The following is a 21,479-nucleotide window of genomic DNA, read 5'->3' on the forward strand; positions in this document are numbered from 1 at the left end:
CCCCGGTTGAGTATCGGGAACAAGTCATCGTGGCTTAATTCAAATTCTAATTCGTCTAACTTTTCTATTGCACTTCAGAAGTGGACCGCCGTTTTAGTTGTGACAAATCACTGAACGTCCTGATCAATTTCGTGCTTGGCAATTGGCTGATTAATCACCTCTGAATCATCGGGATTCCTCAGTATGACTTTCAATTGAATTCCCGGCCGAGCCTTTTTGGCAGCGGAGATTGCTGGCATCAAGGCTTTCACTAACGCAATTTTTAAAGCCCCTTGATCCGTATTCTTATCCAAAGGCTGGGCCAGCGTCATGACATAGCTCACCATATTGTCCCCATCAGCAGTGGCGCTGATTGCTGAATAAGTCCCGCCCGCATTGGCTTTCAGCTGATTAAGTGTTTGCGGAGCGGCCTTGACCACGTCGGCCACTGAGGCAAGATGAGAAGCGCTACTCGACTTGCTCTCAGCTGACGAAGACTTTACAGATGGTGACTGCTTGGTCCTGTTAACATTCCGTGACGACTTTGACTGCGTGACATGATTGGTGGACCCACTGCCAAGCTGATGCCAGACCAAGCCTGCGCCAATCAGAATCACAAAGCCAGCAGCAACCCAAGTCACAATCTTGATTGACCGTTTCATACGCGCTCCCTTCCTTCTCAACCGTGGGCTCTCATGAGCGTCAGATAATTTTAGTCATGAAGCCTGTTGATATCTACTTAACGAGGAATATAAACAACTGCAGCAGAAGCCCCGCGATTCCGATTATCGGCCTTCCAAGAAAGCTTACTCCAAATCTGAGCAACCGTGTGACGACCACTAAAGAGTAACCCACTCCACGGGTCACTCACATTCGTGTTGCCCGAACGATCATAGCCATGGAGCACCACAATATGCCGAACGCCGCCGCCAAGCTCCAGACAAACGGTGGCCGGGTATCCTTTGGCAAGATATGCCGAAAGTTCACCGGCATGGCTCATCACCCGCCAAGAGACGCCGTAATGATCAGCAACCAGCGTTAAGTCAGATTGAGCCGAGCCAACTTCACCTGGGGTGTCAAAAGTCCCGTGACTGTATGAATAATCAGCTGCCATCGGTGGTGTCACATTGATACCAAAACCAGATAGGATCATGGCAATAGAAGCCTGCCCACAACCAGTTTGGCCAAAAGTGTGAGCGCCGTATCGCCGACTAGCCCAGCGACGGTCCAGCTGGCTGTAGTACTTGACCGCAAATTGCCGCGGATAACTATTCGTCTGAGCGTTATAGTACTTTAGATTACCACCAACAGAGCGCCAGCCTGATCCCTTTGCTGATCCTGATTTACTCGATGTGGATTTTACATAACTGCGGGCGGTGTTACCCGGAGCCGGGGCACCCTTGGGGGTCAGCTTGATCCGCATCGCCTCAGCGCGAAGGCCCGCCCCCTCAGTACCAGCCAGTTTGGCATTCTTAGTCCAGCCCATCCACCCGTAATTCTGGGCCTGAACCTGGTACCAAATATCAAAATACTTGCCAACCTGGCCAGCCAACGAAACCTGCAAAGTTTCCAACCGTAAACCCAAACCTGTGGTACCCTCAACAGCACCATTGGTCTCAGTCGCCAGCCAGCCTTTATTTTGAACCTGCACACGGTAATTGACGGTGCCACTCAGTCCAGGCTGCAAATCGCTCAACCAGGCCTTCACTGCCTCCATTTGTAAGGCCCGGTTGACTGTGCCAGCGATTTGGCCGTTAATTGCAGTACCCTGCCAACCAACATTTTTCACGTGGGCCTGGTAGTTAATCGTTGGCGCAGCTAACAAGGCAAAACTTTGCGAATCTGGAGCGCTTGGGGCGGTCTCGCCCTTCTTGACTAGGGCGATTTGAATGGCTTCAATTCGCCAGTTCATTCCAGTACTACCCACCGCCTCACCATCCTTGGCATAGGCAGTCCAGCCAACATTTTGAACGTGCGCTCGATAGTAAATTGAATATTGGTTTGCCACGGCCCCAGTTAAGTTCACCCTGAGCGCTTGCACCGCAAGTGAGCGGCCTGTCGTCCCTGCCAGTTGGCCATTGCCAACTGGCTTTTGCCAACCGATATTTTGGACATGCGTTTGATAATTAAGCCCGCCAGAAATACCTGACGGTAAAATCAATTTGATTCGCAGTGCCTCAACACGCCGCGCTTCACCCATTGTGCCGGAGACTGCTCCAGGCTTGCTGGGGGCCAGCCAGCCCTTGTATGCAACGTGCGTCTGATAAGTCAAGCTCGGTGTGGCAACCGCCTGCGTGACGTTATTGGTCGACGTGTCCGCCTGAATAACAGTTGGCGCATTCCACAACCCTGAAAAAATGCTAGCGCCTATCAATACCCAATATAACTTCTTCATTTTAACCACCCACGTTATCATGTTATTAGTTCATTGTATACGACCGAAATTAAAAATCAACGTAGAAGTGAACCGTCATATAAAAAAGCACCACTCAAATGAGCGGTGCTGAGAAATCAAGTGGTTACTTTTCCTCGTCCTCCAGGATCTGGCGGAACGGGATCAGGCTCTCGGCGTGATACTTCTTAACAAAGGCATCTACGGCCGCCGGGTCTTGGGTCTGCTTGTCGAGCACGAGCTGCTCAACTGGGAGCGGGCGCAAATCGGAAATCTTCACGTCGATCACGACCGGCCCCTGGGCGTTCTTGGCCTGCGCAAAGGCATCCTTCAGCTCAGCCAGGGTGTGGACCTCAAAGCCCGTAGCGCCAAGTGCGGCCGCGGCGGTGCCGTAGTCGGCATCGATCAAATCAACGCCTGAGTGCGGCTGCTTGGTGTCGTCTTGCTCAGCCTCGATGAAGCCGAGCGACTCGTTGGTCAGCACCACGTTGATAATCGGCATGTGGTACTTCACCTGAGTCATCACGTCCTGCATGACCATGGCAAAGCCGCCATCCCCAGAAATGGACCAAACCTGCCGATCAGGGAACTCGGCCTGAGCGCCGATCGCCGCGGGCAGTGCGTAGCCCATCGTGGCGTACCAGCCGCTCGTCGTGAAGCGCTGGCGCTGGTCAGTATTCAGGTAGCGCATGCCGTTGATGGTGACGTTGCCGACGTCAACTTGGAAAATTGCGTCTTCGGTCGCCATGTCGTTGATCTGCTTGAAGACTGGCTCTACCCGCAGCGGCGTCTCGGCGTCGTCTTCAAACGACTTCATCCACGCCGCCCAGTTCTGCTTATCCTTAAGCGCGGCCCGGTACCAGCCAGTTTCCGGCTGCTGATCGATCGCGTTGGTCAAGGCCACCGCAGTCTTTTTGGCGTCGGCCAAGATGGCCACGTCGACGTGGTGACGGCGCCCGAACTTCGCACTGTCGATATCCACCTGAATGTACTTCGCCTGCGGGCCGATGAAGAAACTCTGAAACGGCATGTCAGACCCAAGGAACAAAACGGCATCGGTGTTTGAGGCAATTTCGATCCCAGGCTTAGAAGCAACCCGCCCGGCAGAGCCCATGTTGGCCTTGTAGGAATCTGGAACAACGCCCTTTGCCAAAGCCGAAGTCAGGATCGGGGCGTGAAGCTTCTCTGACAGTGCCAGGATCTCGGCACGGGCACCGCGCGCCCCGTTGCCGACATAAAGCAGCGGGTGCTTGGCGGCCGTCAAAAGTTTGGCTGCTTCGGCGATCTTCTCTGCCGGCGGCTCTGGCAACAGCGGCTTTTGGTAGTTAGCCGCGCGGGACACATAGTTGTCCTCAATCGGCTGCCAACCCAAGTCTTTTGGAATCGTGACGACCGCCACGCCGCTCTTGGCGTAGGCCTGGGCGATCGCATCGTCAATGACCGCCGGCAGCTGCTGCGCGGTCATGACCGTGCGGTTGTAGACGGACACGTCGGCGAACATCGGATTTTCGTTCATTTCCTGGAAGAAGTTGGTGTTCATCGCGCCAGATGGGACCTGACCGACCAGTGCCAGGACCGGCACGTGGTCCCATTGCGCGTCGTACAGGCCGTTCAGCAGGTGAACCGCCCCAGGGCCAGCAGAGCCAAAGGTCACACCGATCTTACCCGTGACCTTGGCCTCACCGACAGCTGCCAACGCGCCGACTTCTTCGTGGCGGACCTGAATGTAATTCAGCGTATCTCGCCGGTTGTAAATAGCGTTCATCGTCGAGTCAAACGAGCCGCCCGGCAGCCCGTAAATATTCTTGACGCCCCAACTTTCGATGACCTTAAGTCCTGCATCCGCAGCATTGATCTTTGCCATGCTATCGCCTCCGAAAATATTCACTTACGTTTAATAAGTATCAACATCATTCAGTATAACTAGCCTGCTTACCAATTACAAGTGGATAATGCAAAAAAAATTCACACCAACACTGTAACACAGGCCCCGGCGGCGCTTACACCAAAGCGACTCGGCTGCGGGTTTGTCATCGGGTTGCGCCTCGCCAACGCCCCTTACAAAAACACCCCACCGTTAGCGGTGAGGTGCTTGCTTAGTTGGTCTGATACTGGCGTTCTTGGCCCACCACCCCGGTGAGCACAAACGGACCGGCAAAGTACATTGGATCCGTCTGATAATCTGCCTTCGTGTACGGCACGCTGTTTTCAAACACCGCCTCGTACTCGGGAATGCTGAGTTCGCGGCGCGCATTGAGCTGGCCCTGGTTGACGGTCGCGTGCAGCTGCTGGCGAAAACCTGAGGCGAGTGTGCCAGAGAAGAATTCGCCCACGGCCCCGGAACCATATGAGAACAGTCCGATCCGGTCACCGGCGGCCAAGGTGTCATCATTTTCCAGCAGCGAGAGCAAGCCGAGGTAAAGGGACCCGGTATAAATGTTCCCGATGCGCCGGCTGTACTGAATGCTGTGGTCAAAGTGCATGAGCAGGTCCTGCTGCTTGGCCGCATCGGCCTCTGGCAGGACCTGCCGGAGCGCCTTGAGCCCCATTTTGGTGTAAGGCAGGTGGAAGGTCAGGGCCTTGAAGTCGGCTAGCGAGCGGCCGCTTGCCTTTTTGTACCCCGCCCAAGCCAGCGCAAAGAACCGCAGATACTGCTCGGTCGAGTACTTGCCGCGGGCCAGCGCCTGATCCGTGTACACCGGCCGCCAGAAATCGCCGATCTCTTCAGCGTGGATCACGGAGTCATCACTGAGCGCCAGAATTCGCGGCGCTGCGGTCACCAGCATCGCCACTGCCCCGGCGCCTTGCGTCACCTCGCCGGCGGTGTTCAGACCGTAACGGGCGATGTCGGCGGCGATGACAAGGGCCTGCTGCTTGGGATGAGCCGCCACGTAATCACGCGCCATCATCAAGCCGGCAGTGCCGCCGTAGCAGGCCTCCTTGATTTCAAACGTGCGCGCGGTTTGCGGCAGTCCCAGCAGCTTTTGGATGAATAGCGCGCCCGCCTTGCTGGCGTCTACCCCGCTTTCGGTGCCCAGCACGATCAGGCCCAGCCGCTGGGGATCAATGCTGCCTTGAATCTGCTTCACCGCTGCCGCACCAAGCGTCACGACGTCCTGACTGGACGGTGGCACGGCCTGCTCATCCTGGCCGATCCCGATCGTGTATTTATCGGGATCATCCCCGCGCACTGCCGCTAGCTTGCGCAAGTCGATGTAAAATTCTGGGCTGGCCAAGCCAATTTGATCAATCCCTATCGTCATTCAGTGGTCCCCCTTAAATTCGCCAGTAATTGTTTCGCCGCCGCTAGCGTGCGCGTTTGGGCGGAAAGCCCCGCTGCCACCTGCTGGATCTCCGCCCCACTAGCGCCGGCCGCAATGGCCAGCGCCTTGGCTTGAAGGGCCATGTGGCCGGCCTGAATGCCCGGCCCGGCCAAGGCCCGCAGCGCAGCGAGATTTTGCACCAAGCCGAGCGCGGCCAGGCCACACTGCAAGTCGCTGACGGTCTGGAAATCGCCCAGCCGCAGCGCCGCCTGCGCTTTGGGCAGCGCAGAAATGGCGCCGCCCAAGACGCCGACCGGCAGCGGCAAGGTCAGCTGGCCGACCATCCGCCCGGCCGTCAGCACCCAGCTGCTCAGCGGCCGGCCGAGGCTGTAGGCGGCCACCGCAGCGGCGACCGCCCGAGTATCGTTGCCGGTCGCCAGGACCGCGGCTTCAATCCCGTTCATGATCCCCTTGTTGTGCGTCGCCGCCCGCAGCGGATCGACCTGCGCCAGGTCACTTAACGCCGCGATGCGGCGGGCAATGGTCAGACCGTCGACTTGACTCGTGCGCAGCGTGGCGGGCGTTAGCGAGACCGTCGCCTGAACTAAGGCGTCACTGTGATTGGTAAGGATTGCCACCAGAGCGGGCTGGTCAAGCATCCCCGCCGCCGCTGCGGCTACCGCTTCGGCAATCGTATCGGCCAGGTTGGCCCCCATGGCCTGGCTGGGTGCGATCGTCAGCACCATGACCATAAACCGGCCGCGCTGGCTGAAGGTAATGTCCTTGAGCCCGCCGCCGCGCTTCACCGCACTGGGATGGGCCGCTTCGGCAACGCGAAACAGCCCCGCCCGGTGCGCCGTCAAAACCGCGACCGCCTGCTGGTGATCAGGCACATCATCAAACACGACCTCCGCTTGGACGCGGTGCGGGGCGGCAGTGGCCGTGACTCCGCCGCTTTGGTTAACGATCCTGGCCCCATTATTGGCCGCCGCAATGACCGAGGGCTCCTCGGTGACCATCGCTATGGTCCGGCTTTGGCCGTTCACGGTCAGCGCCCGCACGACCCCGAGGGGCAGCGCATACTGGCCGATCACGTTCTCGGTCAAACTGGCCGCCACGTCAGGGCTCAGCCCGGGGGCCGCCAACACGGCGGCGTCCGCTTCCGCCAGCCCCGCCGCGATCAGCAAGTCGCGCCGCGCTGCCGGCGTCAGCTCATAAAACTTGGTCATGGCCGCGCCACCTGCATCGCGACGCCGATCCCGCCGCCAACGCACAGGGCGGCGACGCCGGCGTGCTGGTTGCGCTGTTGCAACGCGTATAGCAGGGTGACCAGCACCCGGGCGCCAGACGCCCCGAGGGGGTGGCCGAGCGCGATCGCGCCGCCGTTCACGTTGAGCTTGCTTTGATCGACTTCAAGCTCTTTAGCAACCGCAATGCTTTGCGCGGCAAAGGCCTCATTGATCTCGAACAGGTCGATGTCCGTCAACGCCGCATCCGTACGTTTGAGCAGCTTCTCGATCACCCGCTTGGGCGCATAGCCCATGAAATTGGGGTCGATTCCGCCTTCGCTGTACCCCCGGATCGTGGCAAGGTAAGCGATCCCTTCACGGTCGGCCAAATCCTTGCGCATCAAGACCAAGGCCGCCGCCCCGTCGTTGATGCCGCTCGCATTGCCTGCGGTGACCGTGCCGCCGGCTTTGAAGGCTGGTTTCAGCCGCGCCAGCTTCTCCAGACTCGTGTCCGGCCGGGGGCCCTCGTCCTGATCGACGACGATCGTCCCTTTCCGCGTTGTAACCGTCACCGGCGCGATCTCAGCGGCGAAGGCGCCGGTTTGCTGCGCGGCCACCGCCTTCTGGTGAGACGCCAAGGCAAATGCGTCCTGCGCCTCGCGCGGCACGCTGAACTGCTCGGCGACGTTCTCCGCAGTGATGCCCATTGGCAGGCCGGTGAACGCATCGGTCAGCCCGTCGCGCATCACCCCATCGACCATTTCCACGTTGCCCAGCAGGTGCCCCGCCCGCATGTTGGCCGCGTAATACGGGGTTTGGCTCATGCTTTCCGTACCGCCGACCAACACGATGTCCGCATCACCCAGCAAAATGGCACTTTGCCCAAGGCGGACCGCTTTTAGCCCGGAGCCACACACCTCGTTCACCGTCATGGCGGAACTGTCCGTGGTCATCCCCGCTTTAAGCGCGATCTGCCGCGCCACATTCTGCCCGTTGTTGGCCTGCAGCACGTTGCCGAACACCGCCTGATCGATCCGCGCCGGGTCGATGCCCGCGCGGTTGATTGCTGCCTGCGCTGCAACGCTTCCCAGCGCCACTGCCGACTGGCTGCTCAAGGCGCCGTTCAGCTTACCGATCGGGGTCCGGGCGGCACTTACAATAACCACATCTGTCATGAGATCGCTCCTTCGATTTTACCTTGAAAACCATTATACACGGCTCACCAGCTGCCCATTCGGGGCCTTAAGAAATCTTACAAAATGGCCGGATTCGGGTAGAATAAAGGCAGTAAAGGAGGCAGCGTGATGCGTGTGATCGATTTGTTGGCACTACTCGCCGACCAGGACAAAAAAACGCCGGTGCAGCTTAGCACCGGCGACCGCCAGGCCAACCTGGCCAAAATCACGACGGCAGAGCACCGCGAAGAGCGCCAGGCCATCCTCGTGCCCAAAAAGGCGGGCAAACCTCTGCACCTCTGGGAATTTGCCCTGCTGCTGGACCAGCCTGACCTGCGCATGCGCTACTTGTACGTGCAGGATGAAGCCGGGCCGCGGCCCCTGTTCGGCTTCCAGCTGCGCAGCGGCGTGATCGTCGTCAACTGAGGAGCGTCTGGCTGCCTGGCCGCGTCAGCTAGGCAGCCGCCGCATCAGCCGCTTGAGCCGCGGCCGGTCGATCAGCAACACATCGAGCTGCTCAGCCAGCGCGATCGCCGCATCGGTAAACACCGAATTGGTGATCACCGCGGCCTCGTCGCACTGGTAGAAGGTGTGCCCGGAGTACGCCTCCTGAACGGCCTTATTGCCGACCTGGGCCTCGTACCGCTTGCACTGAAAGCCCACGGTTTTCTTCTTTTTCCTGCCGATAATGTCGATGCCTTGGTCGCCTGACGCCTTCGTTGTTTGCAGGTGCTTGAACCCGTTGCGCCGCAGCAGGTAGACGCAAAACCGCTCGAACTCCTCGCCGTCCATCTGATCGACTTCTTCCATTTGCAGGTCGCGATACTGAAAATGATGCCGGTACAGCAGGACGGCGTTGACCAGGACCCAGCCCACGATGAAGATGAAGGCCGCCAGATCCAAGTACTGATGCCACGCGGTCAGGTAGTTCCGACCCCAAAACGCGTAACCCAGCGCCAAAGCAAAGCCCAAGGTCAAAAGCCAATACAGCCGGTGGAAGAATGTGCGAACGGACTGAACGATTCGTTTCAATTTGATCACCTTTCCTGAACACTGACTTTATCCTACCAGAAGTGGCCGCACCCGCCGAGCGCTTGCGGCGATTTTTAATTGATTGTTCACTGCCAGTTCGCTACGATTGAGGGATAGACGAAAGGAAGCGCTCTCTAGTGAAAATCACGTCCAAGGATTTCTATCGACTCGGCACCGAAAAAGTCGTGCAGTATTCACTTCAAAACGATCACGGCATGACCCTGAACTTTCTGACCTTCGGCGCGCGCGTCCAGCAAGTCCGCCTGCCCAACCGCGATCACTTCGATCCCAACTTGACCATCGGCTTCATCACCTTCCAGGACTACGTGGAAGACCCGGGGCACTTCGGCGCCGTGATTGGCCCGGTCCAAGGCGAAAGCGCTGGGCTGCCCCTGGATTCCGGCCGCACTGGGTGGCAGAACTATAACTGGGCGGCGGCAACCGAGCAGGACGCCGACCGCGTGGCGATCAAGTTCACGCTGGCGTTAGGCGCTGGCCAGGACGGGCTGCCTGGCAGCCGAGAGATCGCCATCGTGCACACGCTGGACAACCAGAACCGCTGGACCGTCGACTGGCACATCGAATCTGACACGCAGATCCGGATTCGGCCGCGGCTCAACGTCGCTTTCGCGCTCACGGGAGATCCGGCCCAAAGCGTGATGGGCCAGCGGCTACGGCTCGACGCCGAGCCCGTGCCGCTGCCGGCACGCACCCTGACCTCTGAGGCCACCCAGGCCACGCTGACCGCCGCCGACTGGGCCCTCACCGTCACCACCGAGGCAAAAGGCCTCACGGTCGACACGTTCGCTGACCTCAGCGAGGCCCACTACTTCAACGGCATCACCGGTGCCCCCCATGCGGCCGTGGGCATCTACCCGACCACCCCGCTGTTTACCCTCATGCCGGGCAGTGCGTTTGAGCGCCGCACCGTGTTCACGCTTCACGCACTGGCTTAGGCGGTGAGAAGATGAGTCTGACCGCGTCTGCCCTGCTCGCCCTAGTCGCACTGATCGCATTGACTGGTCTGACCAGCTGGCTGATCACGACGCGCGCGCTGCGCCGCATCCTGTTTGCCACTGCCGCGGTGCTTGGCCTGCTGCTGCTCGCCGTGCTGATCAAAATCCTGATATAACTCAAAATGGCTGTCTCGACTTGAGATCGAGACAGCCATTTTAAAGCAGGCATGATTGCGCTACTTGCTGGACTTGGCCTTGGCCGCGTCCTCTTTTTTAATGCGGTCGGCAAGCTTCAAGATGTAGTCGTGCAGCTCATCCTTGATCTCCGGGTGGGTCAGGCCGTACTCCACGCTGGTCTCCACGAACCCGAACTTGTTGCCGACGTCATACCGGTCGCCCTTGAACTCGTGGGCAAACACCCGCTGCGTCTTGTTGAGGGTATCGATCGCGTCCGTCAACTGGACCTCATTGCCCTTGCCCGGCTTCTGGTGCTCCAGCACGTCGAAAATCTCCGGCGTCAGCAGGTAGCGGCCAATGATGGCCAGGTCGCTTGGCGCATCGGCCACGGCCGGCTTCTCGACAAAGGTCTTCACGTTGTACAAGTCCGGTGAGACTTCACTTTCTGGGTCGATCACGCCGTACGCGGAGACTTCCTCGTGGGGCACACGCTTGACCGCCAGAATCGAGGCGTGGGTCCGCTCATACTCGTCGATCAGCTGCTTGGTCAGTGGCACCTTATCCATCATGAGGTCATCACCCAGCATGACGACGAAGGGTTCATCATTGACGAAGGACTTAGCCAGCCGTACGGCGTCGCCCAACCCGTTGGGGTGCGTCTGGCGCACGTAGAACAGGTTGACGCCGATGTCAGTGGTTGAGTGCACGAGCTTCAGCATCTCGGTTTTGCCTTTGGCTGCCAGGTTCTGTTCCAATTCCGGGTTGGAATCGAAGTGGTCTTCGATGGACCGCTTGTTTTTGCCTTCCACGATCAGAATATCGGTAATGCCTGAAGCCTTCGCCTCCTCGACGATAAACTGAATGGTCGGCTTATCGACGATGGGTAACATTTCCTTGGCCAGCGCTTTGGTGGCTGGCAAGAACCGGGTGCCCAGGCCGGCTGCTGGAATGACTGCTTTTCTGACTTTCATAATACCCTCCTTGGTGATCTTCGCGATGCGATAGGTCTATTATACGCGAGCCGCTCTGCGCTTGCAGTTTAAACGCCTAAGTTTTTGATTAATAGAAGGACGGCTCAGAATAATACAGCAAGTACTTAGCTTATTTATTTGGGGATAAAACCTTCATCTGAACCGAACCCGGAAGAATAACAATCAGTGATGAGTAATGCCTTCATTCCAACTTACCGACGACGGCCTCCTTGGAAAAATGGGCGCTGCCGCAATCATTCATAAGGAAGCCATCGTGTCTGGGGTATAATGATTACAGGTTTCGAATAACAGATCATATTCAGGAGGTCATCACGTGAATATCGCAGTCATTATCGCCGGCGGCTCCGGCCAACGGATGGGGCAAGAGATTCCCAAGCAATTTATCAACGTCTATGATAAACCGGTACTTATCTACACTCTGGAAAGTTTCCAGAAGCATCCACAAATTGACGCGATTGAAGTTGTCTGCATCGACGGCTGGCAGAATGTCGTTCAGGCGTATGCAAAACAGTTCAACATTACCAAGCTGAAGTGGATCGTGACTGGCGGCAACAGTGGCCAAGAATCAATCCGCAATGGCGTCTTTAACCTTGAGGACAAAGCCTCGGCCAATGACACCATCATTATTCATGACGGCGTTCGCCCGCTCGTTGATGATGAAGTGCTCACCGACGTCATCGTTAAATGCCAACAATACGGAAATGCAGTGACCTCAATGCCATACAACGAACAGATCTTCGTGATCGATAAAGAAAATTCCAACACCACGACTCAGTATATTCCCCGCGAAACATTACGCCGGGTCTCTACCCCGCAGGCGTACAAATTCAAGACTCTTGATGAGCGCTATCACGAAGCGTTCGAAAAGAACATCGGCATCGACGGCTCGAACTACACCAATACAATGATGGTCCAGCTCGGCGAAACGTTGCACTTTGCGGCTGGATCAGACATGAATATCAAACTGACCACCAAGGATAACCTTGAGATGTTCAAAGCCTATCTAAACTTGGACAAAGACACTTGGTTGAAATAGGAGGTCGCCATGATTGACCATCCGCTCTATCATCAAGATGTCACTGGTGTCACGGGCTTACCACTTCCTTGGGACAAACTGGCGAGCAAAACAATTCTGATAACCGGTGCAAGTGGCTTAGTCGGCAGCTTCCTCGTCGATGTGCTCATGCAAAAGAATTTTGACTCCGCCCTTAATCTTCATATCTATGCCGTCGGCCGCAGTGAGGCACACGCAAGATCAAGCTTTGATCGCTACTGGGATAACCCGTTGTTCAGTTTCATTAGTCACGACGTCAACAAGCCCATGACCGATTTGAATTTGGGTCAAGTAGACTTTGTTTTGCACTTAGCGAGCAATACCCATCCGCGTGCATACGCCACCGACCCAATCGGAACAATTACGGCAAATATCATCGGCACCCAGAACTTACTTGATTTTTCAGTAGCCCACCATGCCGAAAGGTTCGCCTTCGCCTCATCGAACGAAATCTATGGTGAAAACCGGGGCGACGTGGAACTGTTCGATGAAAATTACTGCGGCTACATCAACTCAAACACGCTGCGCGCAGGTTACCCCGAAAGCAAGCGCGCTGGCGAGGCCCTCTGCCAGGCATATAAGAAGCAAAAAGGCCTCAATGTTGTGGTTCCAAGACTGACGCGCAGCTACGGGCCCACCATGCGTGTCTCCGATTCAAAAGCAATCTCACAGTTTATTGAAGACGCTTTGGCCAAGCGAGATATCGTACTCAAAAGTGCCGGCACCCAAGACTATTCATTCACCTATGTTGCGGATGCCGTTTCCGGCCTGCTCACTGTTCTACTCAAAGGTCAAAATGGCGAGGCCTACAACATCGCTGACCCAGCCTCCAATGTCACACTAAAGAAGCTGGCCGAAACAATTGCCGCGCTTGCTGGGACGAAGGTAGTCTTTGATCTACCCGACGAGACTGAGAAAGCAGGTTTTAGTAAGGCCACAAAAGCACTGCTTGATCCCAGAAAACTGGAAGCCTTAGGGTGGCATGCTCAAACGAATATCGAACTTGGCCTTACTCATACCCTCAATATTATGGGCGATGTAAACTGAACGATCTGAGAATTTCACCAGAAAAAATGCCACATCACCAGGGGTTGAAAACTCCTGGTGGTGTGGCATTTTTCGTTGTTAAATCAATCGGCTTGAATCTCAGCCATGAATTCCTTCAGTGCTTCCTGCCACGTCTGCATCTTGAATCCCGTCGCCTCAGTCTTGCTCAGATCCAGGATTGAGTGCCGCGGCCGCCATGCCTTCTGTGGGTACTCAGCGCTCGTCACGGGCAGGACCTCGGTGTCGGTGTCCTTGAGGATCTCCTTGGCGAACTCGTACCAGTTACAGCTGTTTTCATTGGAGAGGTGGTAGATGCCATAATCCAGGTTCTGATCCACCGCGAACAACATGAACTCCGCCAACGTCTTGGTCCAAGACGGCCGGCCAAACTGATCATTGACCACCGTCAACTGATCGTGCGTCTTGGCCAAGTTAAGCATGGTGTAGACGAAGTTGTGGCCGTATTCGCCGAACACCCAAGACGTCCGGATGATGTAATACTGCTTGGCGTACTTCTGAACCGCCTGCTCGCCTTCGTACTTGGTGCGGCCGTATTCATTGCGCGGTGCCGGCTGATGGTCGACGGTGTAGAGCTCATCACTATCACCATCAAAGACATAGTCAGTGCTGATGTATATCAGGGTCGCATTATTCGCACCGGCCGCCTTGGCCATGTTCTCGGTGCCTTTGGCATTGACCAGCTCGTCGATGGCCTTGCCCTCGTCTTCGGCCTTATCGACCGCCGTGTAGGCCGCGCAGTGGTAAACCACGTCCGGCTGATAATCGGCAAAGTAAGCGTTGACCGCCTGTTCATCGGTGATATCAAGTTCCTTGGCATCGGTCGCCCGGTAGGCGATCCCGCGGTCATCTAACATGTGACGCAGCTCGGTGCCCAGCTGGCCATTAGCCCCAGTAATCAAAATCTTCTTCATCAATTTCATCTCCGTGTTTTGACACAAAAGCGAAGCGACTGCGCGCTTCGCTTTTTGCGTTGGCTTATTGGCCCTGCTTGGCGTACTTGGCTTCGACAGCGTCTTTCTCGGCGCGCCACCAGTCTTCATGTTCGGTGTACCAGTCGATGGTGTGCTTCAGGCCGGACTCAAAGTCGGTAAACTGCGGCGTCCAGCCGAGCTCGGTGCGCAGCTTCGTTGAGTCGATAGCGTAACGCAGATCATGGCCGGGCCGGTCCTTGACTTGTTCATAGTCGTCAGGGGACTTGCCCATCTGCTTGAGGATCATCTCAAGCACCGTCTTGTTGTCCTGTTCGCCATTGGCCCCGATCAGGTAGGTCTCGCCGATCTTGCCCTTGGTCAGGATCGTCCAAACGGCGCGGGAGTGGTCTTCCGTGTGGATCCAGTCGCGGACGTTCTTACCGGTGCCGTAAAGCTTCGGGGTGATCCCGCTCAGGATATTGGTGATCTGGCGTGGAATAAACTTCTCGATGTGCTGGTATGGGCCGTAGTTGTTCGAGCAGTTGGAGATCGTGGCGCGGACCTTAAACGAGCGGGTCCAGCCGTGAACCAGCATGTCCGAAGCGGCCTTGGTGGAAGAATACGGACTGGACGGGTTGTAGCGACTCTCCGTGGTAAACTTCTCGCCCTTGCCTTCACCGTGGCCTGGCAGGTCTTCACGCAGCGGCAGATCGCCGTAAACCTCGTCGGTAGAGACGTGGTGGAAGCGCACGTCGTACTTGCGTGCGGCCTCCAGCAGTGTGTAGGTCCCAACCACGTTGGAGTGCAGGAACGGACTTGGATCGATCAGCGAATTATCGTTGTGACTTTCCGCGGCGTAGTGCACGCAGGCGTTAACTTCGCTCATCAGCTTGTCGACCAGCGGGGCATCACAGATGTCGCCGACTACCAGCTGCACCCGATCGCCCAGCAGGTCTTCGATGTTGGCCTTGTTGCCGGCGTAGGTCAGCTTATCCAGCACGACGATCTGAACGTCTGGATGGTTGTTATAGACGTACCGCACAAAGTTGGAGCCGATGAACCCGGCCCCCCCGGTTACCATAAGTTTCATTGTTAGATCTCCCCGTAGACGAAGTTGTTCTCGGCATCCTTGAGTTGTGGGTGCTTGGTATCCTTCTCCGACATGATCAGGTGCGTCGTTGGCATTGGCCACTGAATGCCGATATCAGGATCATCAAACGCGATGCCGCGGTCAGCGTCTGGCGCGTACACGCCCTCGACCTTGTAGCAGAAGTTCACGTTTGGCGTCAGCGTAATGAAGCCGTGGGCAAAGCCCTTTGGCACGAACAGCTGGCGGTGGTTGAACTCAGAGAGGATGTAGCCTTCCCACTGCCCGTAGGTCGGCGAACCCTTACGGATGTCGACCAGCACGTCTTCAACGACGCCGGTGACCACGCGGACCAGCTTGGTCTGCGCGTAAGGCGCCATCTGATAGTGCATGCCGCGCAGGACGCCAGGCTCTGCCGATAGGCTCTGGTTGTCCTGGTTAAAGTTAGTCTTGATTCCGGCCGCCTCAAACTTATCGCGGGTCCAGGTTTCAGTGAAGAAACCGCGGTTGTCGCCGAAAACATCGGTTTCAACGATTTTGACATCCTTCAACTTCGTGGGAATGATCTTTAAACTCATTTGTTCTCCTCCTGTTTCACTAGTTGCAATAGATACTGGCCGTACTCCGTCTTCTTCAGTGGCTGCGCCAGCTCCTCGACCTGCTTGATATCGATGTAGCCCATCCGGTAGGCAATCTCTTCCAAGTTGGAGATCTGTAGGTTCTGGCGGTGCTGGATCGAGGCGATGAACGCCGAGGCCGTCTGCAGAGACTCATGGGTCCCTGTATCAAGCCAGGCAAAGCCGCGGCCCATCAGTTCAACGTCGAGCTCCCCGCGTCGCAGGTATTCCTGGTTGACGTCGGTGATCTCAAGCTCCCCACGCGCGGATGGCTTGATGTTTTGCGCGATCTTCACCACGTCGTTGTCGTAGAAGTAGAGCCCCGTCACAGCGTAATTAGACGCCGGGTGCGTCGGCTTTTCCACGATGGACTTGGCGTGCATGTGCTCGTCGAAATCGACCACGCCGAAACGTTCTGGGTCGTTGACGTGATAGCCAAACACCGTCGCGCCTTTTTCCTTTGCGGCGGCACGTTGCAGCATCTTCGACAGGCCGCCACCGTAGAAGACATTGTCACCCAGGATCAGGCAGACGGAATCGTCGCCGATAAAGTCCGCAGCCAGGATGAACGCCTCAGCCAGACCGTTGGGATGTTCTTGCACTTTGTAGCTGAGATTGAGCCCGATCTCATGACCGTCCCCAAATAACTCCTCAAACCTTGGGAGATCCTTGGGGGTGGAGATCAGCATGATGTCCCGAATCCCCGCTAACATCAACGTGGACATTGGGTAGTAGATCATGGGTTTGTCGTAAATCGGAATCAGTTGCTTTGAGATCGCCCGAGTAATCGGATAAAGCCGAGTTCCCGAGCCACCTGCTAAAATAATGCCCTTCATAAAGACGCCCTCGCTTTCCAGCTACGATATGAAACTCATACGGTTACTACACTATCACAGCCACCCTAGATGTGACATTAAAGAGTAGTAAAAATCCACTGCCTAATGCCGGCGAGCTCCATGCCCCAGACTGCGTAACATGACAAAAAGCCCCTTTTGACCTTTCGTGTGCGAAAAAACAAGCATTAGAACAACAAGGACAACAAGACAACAGATCAGCCCAAAGCCGACGACAGGGAAAAGTCCGTGGATGTTTAATCGCAAGTGAGAAAGAAGAAATCCCTCAGCGGCCAACAGAACACCAAAGGTCAGCAAGTAAACCCAATATTTAACGTAGAATTGAAGCATGCTAGTATGATAAGCGCCACGGAATAGAATCATTGGATCCCACCAAGAGTTAACAAGGATGTTACCAATAATGGTACCGAAAAGAACACCGTTGATGCCCATTGAGGTAAATTGTACCAACGCTAAGCTTAAGCCAAGGTTCACAGCAGCCTCAACTATCGACTTCACTCGATAACCCCAAAAAAGCCCATATGCGTTGACCATGTTAAGTGCAGGACGAAACTGGCCAAGCACAAAGTTCACGATGATGAAATAAAGCGTTACCTCTGGCAACTGATAACGATTACCTAACCAAAGACGGATAAACGGTGGAAAGAAGGCAAAAGCAACGAGCCCAATAAAGAAAACCGAGAGCGCATTATAGTACGTGAACTGATCAAACATATCTAGTTGTTTCTTTGTATTGTCTTTTTCTGTCACACCCAAGTTGCCGAAACTAGCAATCACTGAGCTAAAGACTTGCGTCAGAAGCCTCGTAATACTAGTTAGGACTAAAGCATAATTTGAATAAATCCCAACAATGACTAAGCCAAGAAATTTTGAAATCAGAATATTGTCGGTACCTGCAACGACAATGGCTCCAACTTTTGAGGAAATCGTGCCAACCACGTTATGTTTAATCTCAGCCAAAATGGCGGGGTCAACCTTTTCTCCCTTAATTGTTTTAAGGTATGGGTAGCGCTTGTGAGACCGGGCAGTGATGGCAATATTCGAGAGTAGATTACTCAGAATCATCAACACCAGATAGGCGACATAACTATGCATGGACACCAAAAAAATAATCTGCAAGATATAGCGGCCGACGTTGAAGATGAACTGGTTCAGAGAATCAACATAACTTTTTTGATCGGCTATCAGTAATGATCGATTATAGGTAAAGAAGTAGCTAACCACGGTGCTCAGTAAATACAGAATAAAATAGAATCGGACGTGTGGAAGCGTGGATGTTCCTTCGATAAACCACGGTACAAAATAGGACAGAACCAGTCCGGCTGCAAGAATAATAATTCCAATTGTGTTGTAAACTTTTCGGAACAGGGCCATGATTGCAGCAATAACGCTCTTGTTGTTTTCGGCTAACGGTTTATACAACGCATAACTGAAGGCCGCCCCAATTCCTAATTCAGCAAATGATAAAAAGGTAATCAGGTTATTAAAAAGGCCATTCGCGCCCAGATACTCTGCCCCTAAAGTATGAACAAAGATTGTCTGAACCGCAAATTGGCCGACCATCATGATAATTTGCGTAATAAATGCCATTGAGGCATTGCGAATCGAAGCGCGTCTTCTAGAAATCATCAGTTATCCTCACTAATAAGCATATAGGCTCAATCAAAGCTCGTCACAAGTCCAACAAGAAGTCCACGAATCAGTGTCGCTAGGCGTCTGATCTTCTTAGGCTCATATATTAGCATGAGAAAACGGCGACCAATCTGCCCCCATGAATACTTGGCGATTCCATTTCCTTTTTTTCCATACTTACGAATTAAATACATGCCATTGCGGGCTGTGTAAAATTCCCTGAAGAGCACATAATTTGTCACAGCAATCTTTTTTCCAAAAAAGTTTCGCCTCTCTGGCGTGCCAATTTCATGGATGATCGAGGCTCTACCAGTCGTAGCGATCTGATAACCACGGGTCAACAACTTCAGATCAAAATCAAAATCGACCCAATCGATAAACCAATTCTCACTTAGCCCGCCAACTGCCTGAAAAGCTTCAAGCGAAACCATAAGACCGCTGGAAATAGGTAACGTGTTCAGAATCAACGGTTGCTCTCTGAAATCCAGATTCTGCTTTCGAAGCCCTTTTTGGTCGAAAATCAACGTTGAGTAATTGCCGGACTCTTTTCGTCGCGTAATTTTCGGACTCAAAGCACGTAGTTGAGGAGTCTTGTTGGCGACCTCATGCCAGGTGGCCAACATCTGCTCAAAATAACCACTTGGTACTTGGGAATCCTGATCGAGGAAGAAGACATACTTCAAATCAGGGCTGGTCTCACGGAGTCTTTCAACCCCATAATTTTGTGCTGAGGCGATGCCGACGTTCCGTCCTAGCTCATAAGCAACGACATTATCGACAGTGGCTGTAAGCGCCGAACCGTTATTAACTAGGGCAATCGAGTCTGTCTGGCGATGGATTTGTCGAACAGTTTTCTCAAGTTGCCCTAAATCAGGGTTATAAAGCACAATGACAACGCCCCAATTGTTCATGTTTGACCTCCACTCCTCAATGCTACCTTTACGCTAACTGCAACAAGTAAAGCAAACTACCACGAAACGCTGTCCCCCACATGTAGAGATGGGAAAATCCATTCATCGCACAAACGATAATGACAAGAACAGTCACTAGCGAACGCATCTTAGTCAGCTGAATCTCGGTTGAATGCTCATAGTAGGCAGCAACAGCAATGATGACGAAAAGAAATATGGAACGGGGAATCCGCGAATAATCGTCAGCAAGTGATAGGGTTGGCAACGTAATGACAGCCATTAAGATAACGGAATACAGGAGCTGAAACTGATTCTGTAACACCGGTGTGGCACTCATAGCGACCACTTTATAAAGTAGCCAAATGAGAAGAAAGGCTGCCAAGGTCGACACTGCAACAGCAACGTAGCGGATCAGAACACTTCCATCCCCGTATTGATGAGAGACTTTCGAAGCCAAGTTTCCACGACTGGAAACCACAGCTAAGATAGTACCCGCGAGTTTGAGGATATTACGAACGCCAACAATATTGATTAGTAAAATCAGACCAATGGAAAATCCCACAAAGCCCATCGCATATTTATATAGAAAAGAGAAAGGCAACATTCTCAGGATGACCGCAAGAAGGAAAAGATAGCCGAGCGAATGAAACTGGGCCGAAATCAGTATCAATAATACTGAAACAATGACGTTTTTGGGTGTCACCTCCTGCAGAAAGGAAATGGCCAATACGACGATAGAAATCATAACAAAATTTCTCAGCTGCGTTGCATCAAGCAAAAATACTGTCGCGCCATATATGCCAGCAAACAGTGAGACGTTCTGAGTAAACCGACGGACCCCAATATAAAGGGCAATAATTGCAACCAGACATAAGAATGAACGGTAAGTTTGGTAGCTGAAGCCCATTTTAGAAAACAAAATGCCGAGGTATGAATAACCCTTTTCAAAATGCCAAGCGCTTGGCGGCTCTATCGGCATAATCGTGTACTGATACTGATAGGTTCCATAGTCCAAATTATGGACAGGACTCGAAAACGCGGCTAAATACCACAACATCAGCATTCCTAAAGCGCTTATTACTTGTGTTTTACGTTTTGCAAATTGGTCAAGAAACTGCAAACCTTCCGCAACAATAAACCCCACCTGATTCACCTCCCGGCAGTGATAATAAAAAACTAGACTTCATTCCGAGAAAATACTCTCCGTCTTTGACTGGGAAACATCCAAAGTAAGAGGATCGTTTCAATGTTAAGAAACTTTGAGCGAATGAATAACCCCTGTCTCTTCAAGAAACGTTGCTTCTTTATCGGCGCCCACCCGTGGAAAAGATCTGCTACGCCAGCTACCAGCTGGGTTTGATCAACCGATAATTGTGGGCCGTACAGCCTAAGTAATTCGCCCGCTTGTTTGGTCCCTGAGTCCACAATACGACTTTCTCGAAATTCGAGGAAGCGACCAAACCGTTTTAGAAATCTTCCTCCCGTCGGCGCGCCAAGGACGTTATTGCCATGCTGACGGTACGAGACGAGTTTCTGATTTACAAAGATCACTTGACCTAGCGCACTGGCAACAAGTGCTGCCCACCAATCGTGCATGTGAATTGCAGATAGGCGAAGCGACGTGAGTGGCCGAATCAACTGATCGCGTAGAGCGTGATTCACCATGCAGGTACAGCCAGTGGCCGTATTAATCAATAGAAAATCTTTTAGCCGCGTGCTGTAGACGGCCTGACTACTTCTGTCTGGTAAGATCTGATTTTGTGCATCAATTTCGTCAAAGCGAGAATATATGAGGGTTGGTACAGACGGGTCCTCCCCCCGGAGTCGGGCGACCAACACTGCAAGCTTGTCTTCATGCCAAACATCATCCTGATCAGAAAATGCGTAAAGCTCGGCGTCTTCCTTCGATAAAAGACTCAAGAAAGCGCGTTTGATACCAAGATGGCCTTCATCATCAACCACTCGAACCCTGTCATCTAAATCAGCATAGCGGGCGAGAATCTGCTTAGTTGAATCCGTGGAGCCGTCATCGTGAACAATAAGCCGCCAATTTTGATGAGTCTGGGCGATGAAAGAATCTAACTGCTGGGCCAGAAACTTTTCGCCATTATAAGTGGACATGCAGATAACGACTTTTGGATTATCCATTG

Annotated in this window: 21 protein-coding genes; 5 read left to right on the forward strand and 16 right to left on the reverse strand. The window is 54.1% G+C overall.

Going from position 1 to position 21,479, the window contains the following annotated elements:
* Positions 1 to 107 precede the first annotated feature (107 nt).
* The 6 genes from EKM85_RS10215 to EKM85_RS10240 all read right to left on the reverse strand — a co-directional run bounded on the left by EKM85_RS10215 (position 108) and on the right by EKM85_RS10240 (position 8,038).
* Positions 108 to 641: a hypothetical protein gene (locus EKM85_RS10215; RefSeq protein WP_125586587.1), complete on the reverse strand. Its 534-nt coding sequence runs from the start codon at positions 639 to 641 to the stop codon at positions 108 to 110.
* A 77-nt stretch (positions 642 to 718) separates the two neighbouring features.
* Positions 719 to 2,374 carry a C39 family peptidase gene (locus EKM85_RS10220; RefSeq protein WP_164510748.1) on the reverse strand — a complete coding sequence of 552 codons (1,656 nt, stop codon included), beginning with the start codon at positions 2,372 to 2,374 and terminating at the stop codon, positions 719 to 721.
* Positions 2,375 to 2,498: 124 nt separating this feature from the next.
* The gene (spxB, locus tag EKM85_RS10225) at positions 2,499 to 4,235 is read right to left on the reverse strand and encodes a pyruvate oxidase (protein ID WP_125586590.1); all 1,737 of its coding nucleotides are present in this window, start codon (positions 4,233 to 4,235) and stop codon (positions 2,499 to 2,501) included.
* 232 nt (positions 4,236 to 4,467) lie between these two features.
* Positions 4,468 to 5,634, reverse strand: coding sequence for a hydroxymethylglutaryl-CoA synthase (locus tag EKM85_RS10230; RefSeq protein WP_125586592.1), 1,167 nt, complete (start codon positions 5,632 to 5,634; stop codon positions 4,468 to 4,470).
* Positions 5,631 to 6,863, reverse strand: coding sequence for a hydroxymethylglutaryl-CoA reductase, degradative (locus EKM85_RS10235; RefSeq protein ID WP_125586595.1), 1,233 nt, complete (start codon positions 6,861 to 6,863; stop codon positions 5,631 to 5,633). Before EKM85_RS10235 ends, EKM85_RS10230 begins: the two co-directional genes overlap by 4 nt.
* The gene (locus EKM85_RS10240; protein WP_125586597.1) at positions 6,860 to 8,038 is read right to left on the reverse strand and encodes an acetyl-CoA C-acetyltransferase; all 1,179 of its coding nucleotides are present in this window, start codon (positions 8,036 to 8,038) and stop codon (positions 6,860 to 6,862) included. The genes EKM85_RS10235 and EKM85_RS10240 overlap by 4 nt, the downstream gene beginning before the upstream one ends.
* Before the next feature lie 129 nt (positions 8,039 to 8,167).
* Here EKM85_RS10240 and EKM85_RS10245 point away from each other — a divergent pair, with 129 nt between their 5' ends.
* Entirely contained in the window at positions 8,168 to 8,464 is a 297-nt protein-coding gene (locus EKM85_RS10245) for a hypothetical protein (RefSeq protein ID WP_125586599.1), read from the forward strand.
* 24 nt (positions 8,465 to 8,488) lie between these two features.
* Here the strand turns inward: EKM85_RS10245 and EKM85_RS10250 are convergent, their stop codons facing one another.
* Positions 8,489 to 9,061, reverse strand: a complete 573-nt coding sequence (locus EKM85_RS10250) for a restriction endonuclease (RefSeq protein ID WP_225418986.1) — start codon at positions 9,059 to 9,061, stop codon at positions 8,489 to 8,491.
* Positions 9,062 to 9,207: 146 nt separating this feature from the next.
* Between EKM85_RS10250 and EKM85_RS10255 the strand changes: the two genes are divergently transcribed.
* On the forward strand, positions 9,208 to 10,026 hold the full coding sequence (locus EKM85_RS10255; protein ID WP_125586601.1) for an aldose epimerase family protein: 819 nt from the start codon (positions 9,208 to 9,210) through the stop codon (positions 10,024 to 10,026).
* An 11-nt stretch (positions 10,027 to 10,037) separates the two neighbouring features.
* Positions 10,038 to 10,202 carry a hypothetical protein gene (locus tag EKM85_RS11530; RefSeq protein WP_164510749.1) on the forward strand — a complete coding sequence of 55 codons (165 nt, stop codon included), beginning with the start codon at positions 10,038 to 10,040 and terminating at the stop codon, positions 10,200 to 10,202.
* A 60-nt stretch (positions 10,203 to 10,262) separates the two neighbouring features.
* On the opposite strand, the gene galU is transcribed toward EKM85_RS11530, so the two are convergent.
* Positions 10,263 to 11,174 (reverse strand): UTP--glucose-1-phosphate uridylyltransferase GalU, encoded by a 912-nt coding sequence (gene galU, locus EKM85_RS10260; protein WP_125586603.1) that lies wholly within the window; start codon positions 11,172 to 11,174, stop codon positions 10,263 to 10,265.
* Positions 11,175 to 11,508: 334 nt separating this feature from the next.
* Here galU and EKM85_RS10265 point away from each other — a divergent pair, with 334 nt between their 5' ends.
* Positions 11,509 to 12,231, forward strand: coding sequence for an IspD/TarI family cytidylyltransferase (locus EKM85_RS10265; RefSeq protein ID WP_125586605.1), 723 nt, complete (start codon positions 11,509 to 11,511; stop codon positions 12,229 to 12,231).
* Positions 12,232 to 12,240: 9 nt separating this feature from the next.
* A complete protein-coding gene (locus EKM85_RS10270) occupies positions 12,241 to 13,296 on the forward strand; it encodes an NAD-dependent epimerase/dehydratase family protein (protein WP_125586607.1) in 1,056 nt (351 codons plus the stop codon).
* Positions 13,297 to 13,379: 83 nt separating this feature from the next.
* On the opposite strand, the gene rfbD is transcribed toward EKM85_RS10270, so the two are convergent.
* The 8 genes from rfbD to EKM85_RS10310 all read right to left on the reverse strand — a co-directional run bounded on the left by rfbD (position 13,380) and on the right by EKM85_RS10310 (position 21,477).
* A complete protein-coding gene (gene rfbD / locus EKM85_RS10275; RefSeq protein WP_125586609.1) occupies positions 13,380 to 14,228 on the reverse strand; it encodes a dTDP-4-dehydrorhamnose reductase in 849 nt (282 codons plus the stop codon).
* A 64-nt stretch (positions 14,229 to 14,292) separates the two neighbouring features.
* Positions 14,293 to 15,318, reverse strand: coding sequence for a dTDP-glucose 4,6-dehydratase (gene rfbB, locus EKM85_RS10280; RefSeq protein WP_125586611.1), 1,026 nt, complete (start codon positions 15,316 to 15,318; stop codon positions 14,293 to 14,295).
* Between the two features lie 2 nt (positions 15,319 to 15,320).
* Positions 15,321 to 15,893 (reverse strand): dTDP-4-dehydrorhamnose 3,5-epimerase, encoded by a 573-nt coding sequence (gene rfbC / locus EKM85_RS10285; RefSeq protein ID WP_125586613.1) that lies wholly within the window; start codon positions 15,891 to 15,893, stop codon positions 15,321 to 15,323.
* A complete protein-coding gene (gene rfbA, locus EKM85_RS10290; protein ID WP_125585964.1) occupies positions 15,890 to 16,768 on the reverse strand; it encodes a glucose-1-phosphate thymidylyltransferase RfbA in 879 nt (292 codons plus the stop codon). The genes rfbC and rfbA overlap by 4 nt, the downstream gene beginning before the upstream one ends.
* A gap of 102 nt (positions 16,769 to 16,870) precedes the next feature.
* Positions 16,871 to 18,415 (reverse strand): lipopolysaccharide biosynthesis protein, encoded by a 1,545-nt coding sequence (locus EKM85_RS10295; protein WP_125586615.1) that lies wholly within the window; start codon positions 18,413 to 18,415, stop codon positions 16,871 to 16,873.
* A 29-nt stretch (positions 18,416 to 18,444) separates the two neighbouring features.
* Entirely contained in the window at positions 18,445 to 19,329 is an 885-nt protein-coding gene (locus EKM85_RS10300) for a glycosyltransferase (RefSeq protein WP_125586617.1), read from the reverse strand.
* Between the two features lie 28 nt (positions 19,330 to 19,357).
* On the reverse strand, positions 19,358 to 20,473 hold the full coding sequence (locus EKM85_RS10305) for an EpsG family protein (RefSeq protein ID WP_125586619.1): 1,116 nt from the start codon (positions 20,471 to 20,473) through the stop codon (positions 19,358 to 19,360).
* 32 nt (positions 20,474 to 20,505) lie between these two features.
* Positions 20,506 to 21,477, reverse strand: a complete 972-nt coding sequence (locus tag EKM85_RS10310) for a glycosyltransferase family 2 protein (protein WP_125586621.1) — start codon at positions 21,475 to 21,477, stop codon at positions 20,506 to 20,508.
* Positions 21,478 to 21,479: the final 2 nt, after the last annotated feature.

Origin of the sequence: Lacticaseibacillus jixianensis (genome assembly GCF_003946485.1) — a bacterium.
GTDB lineage: Bacteria > Bacillota > Bacilli > Lactobacillales > Lactobacillaceae > Lacticaseibacillus > Lacticaseibacillus jixianensis.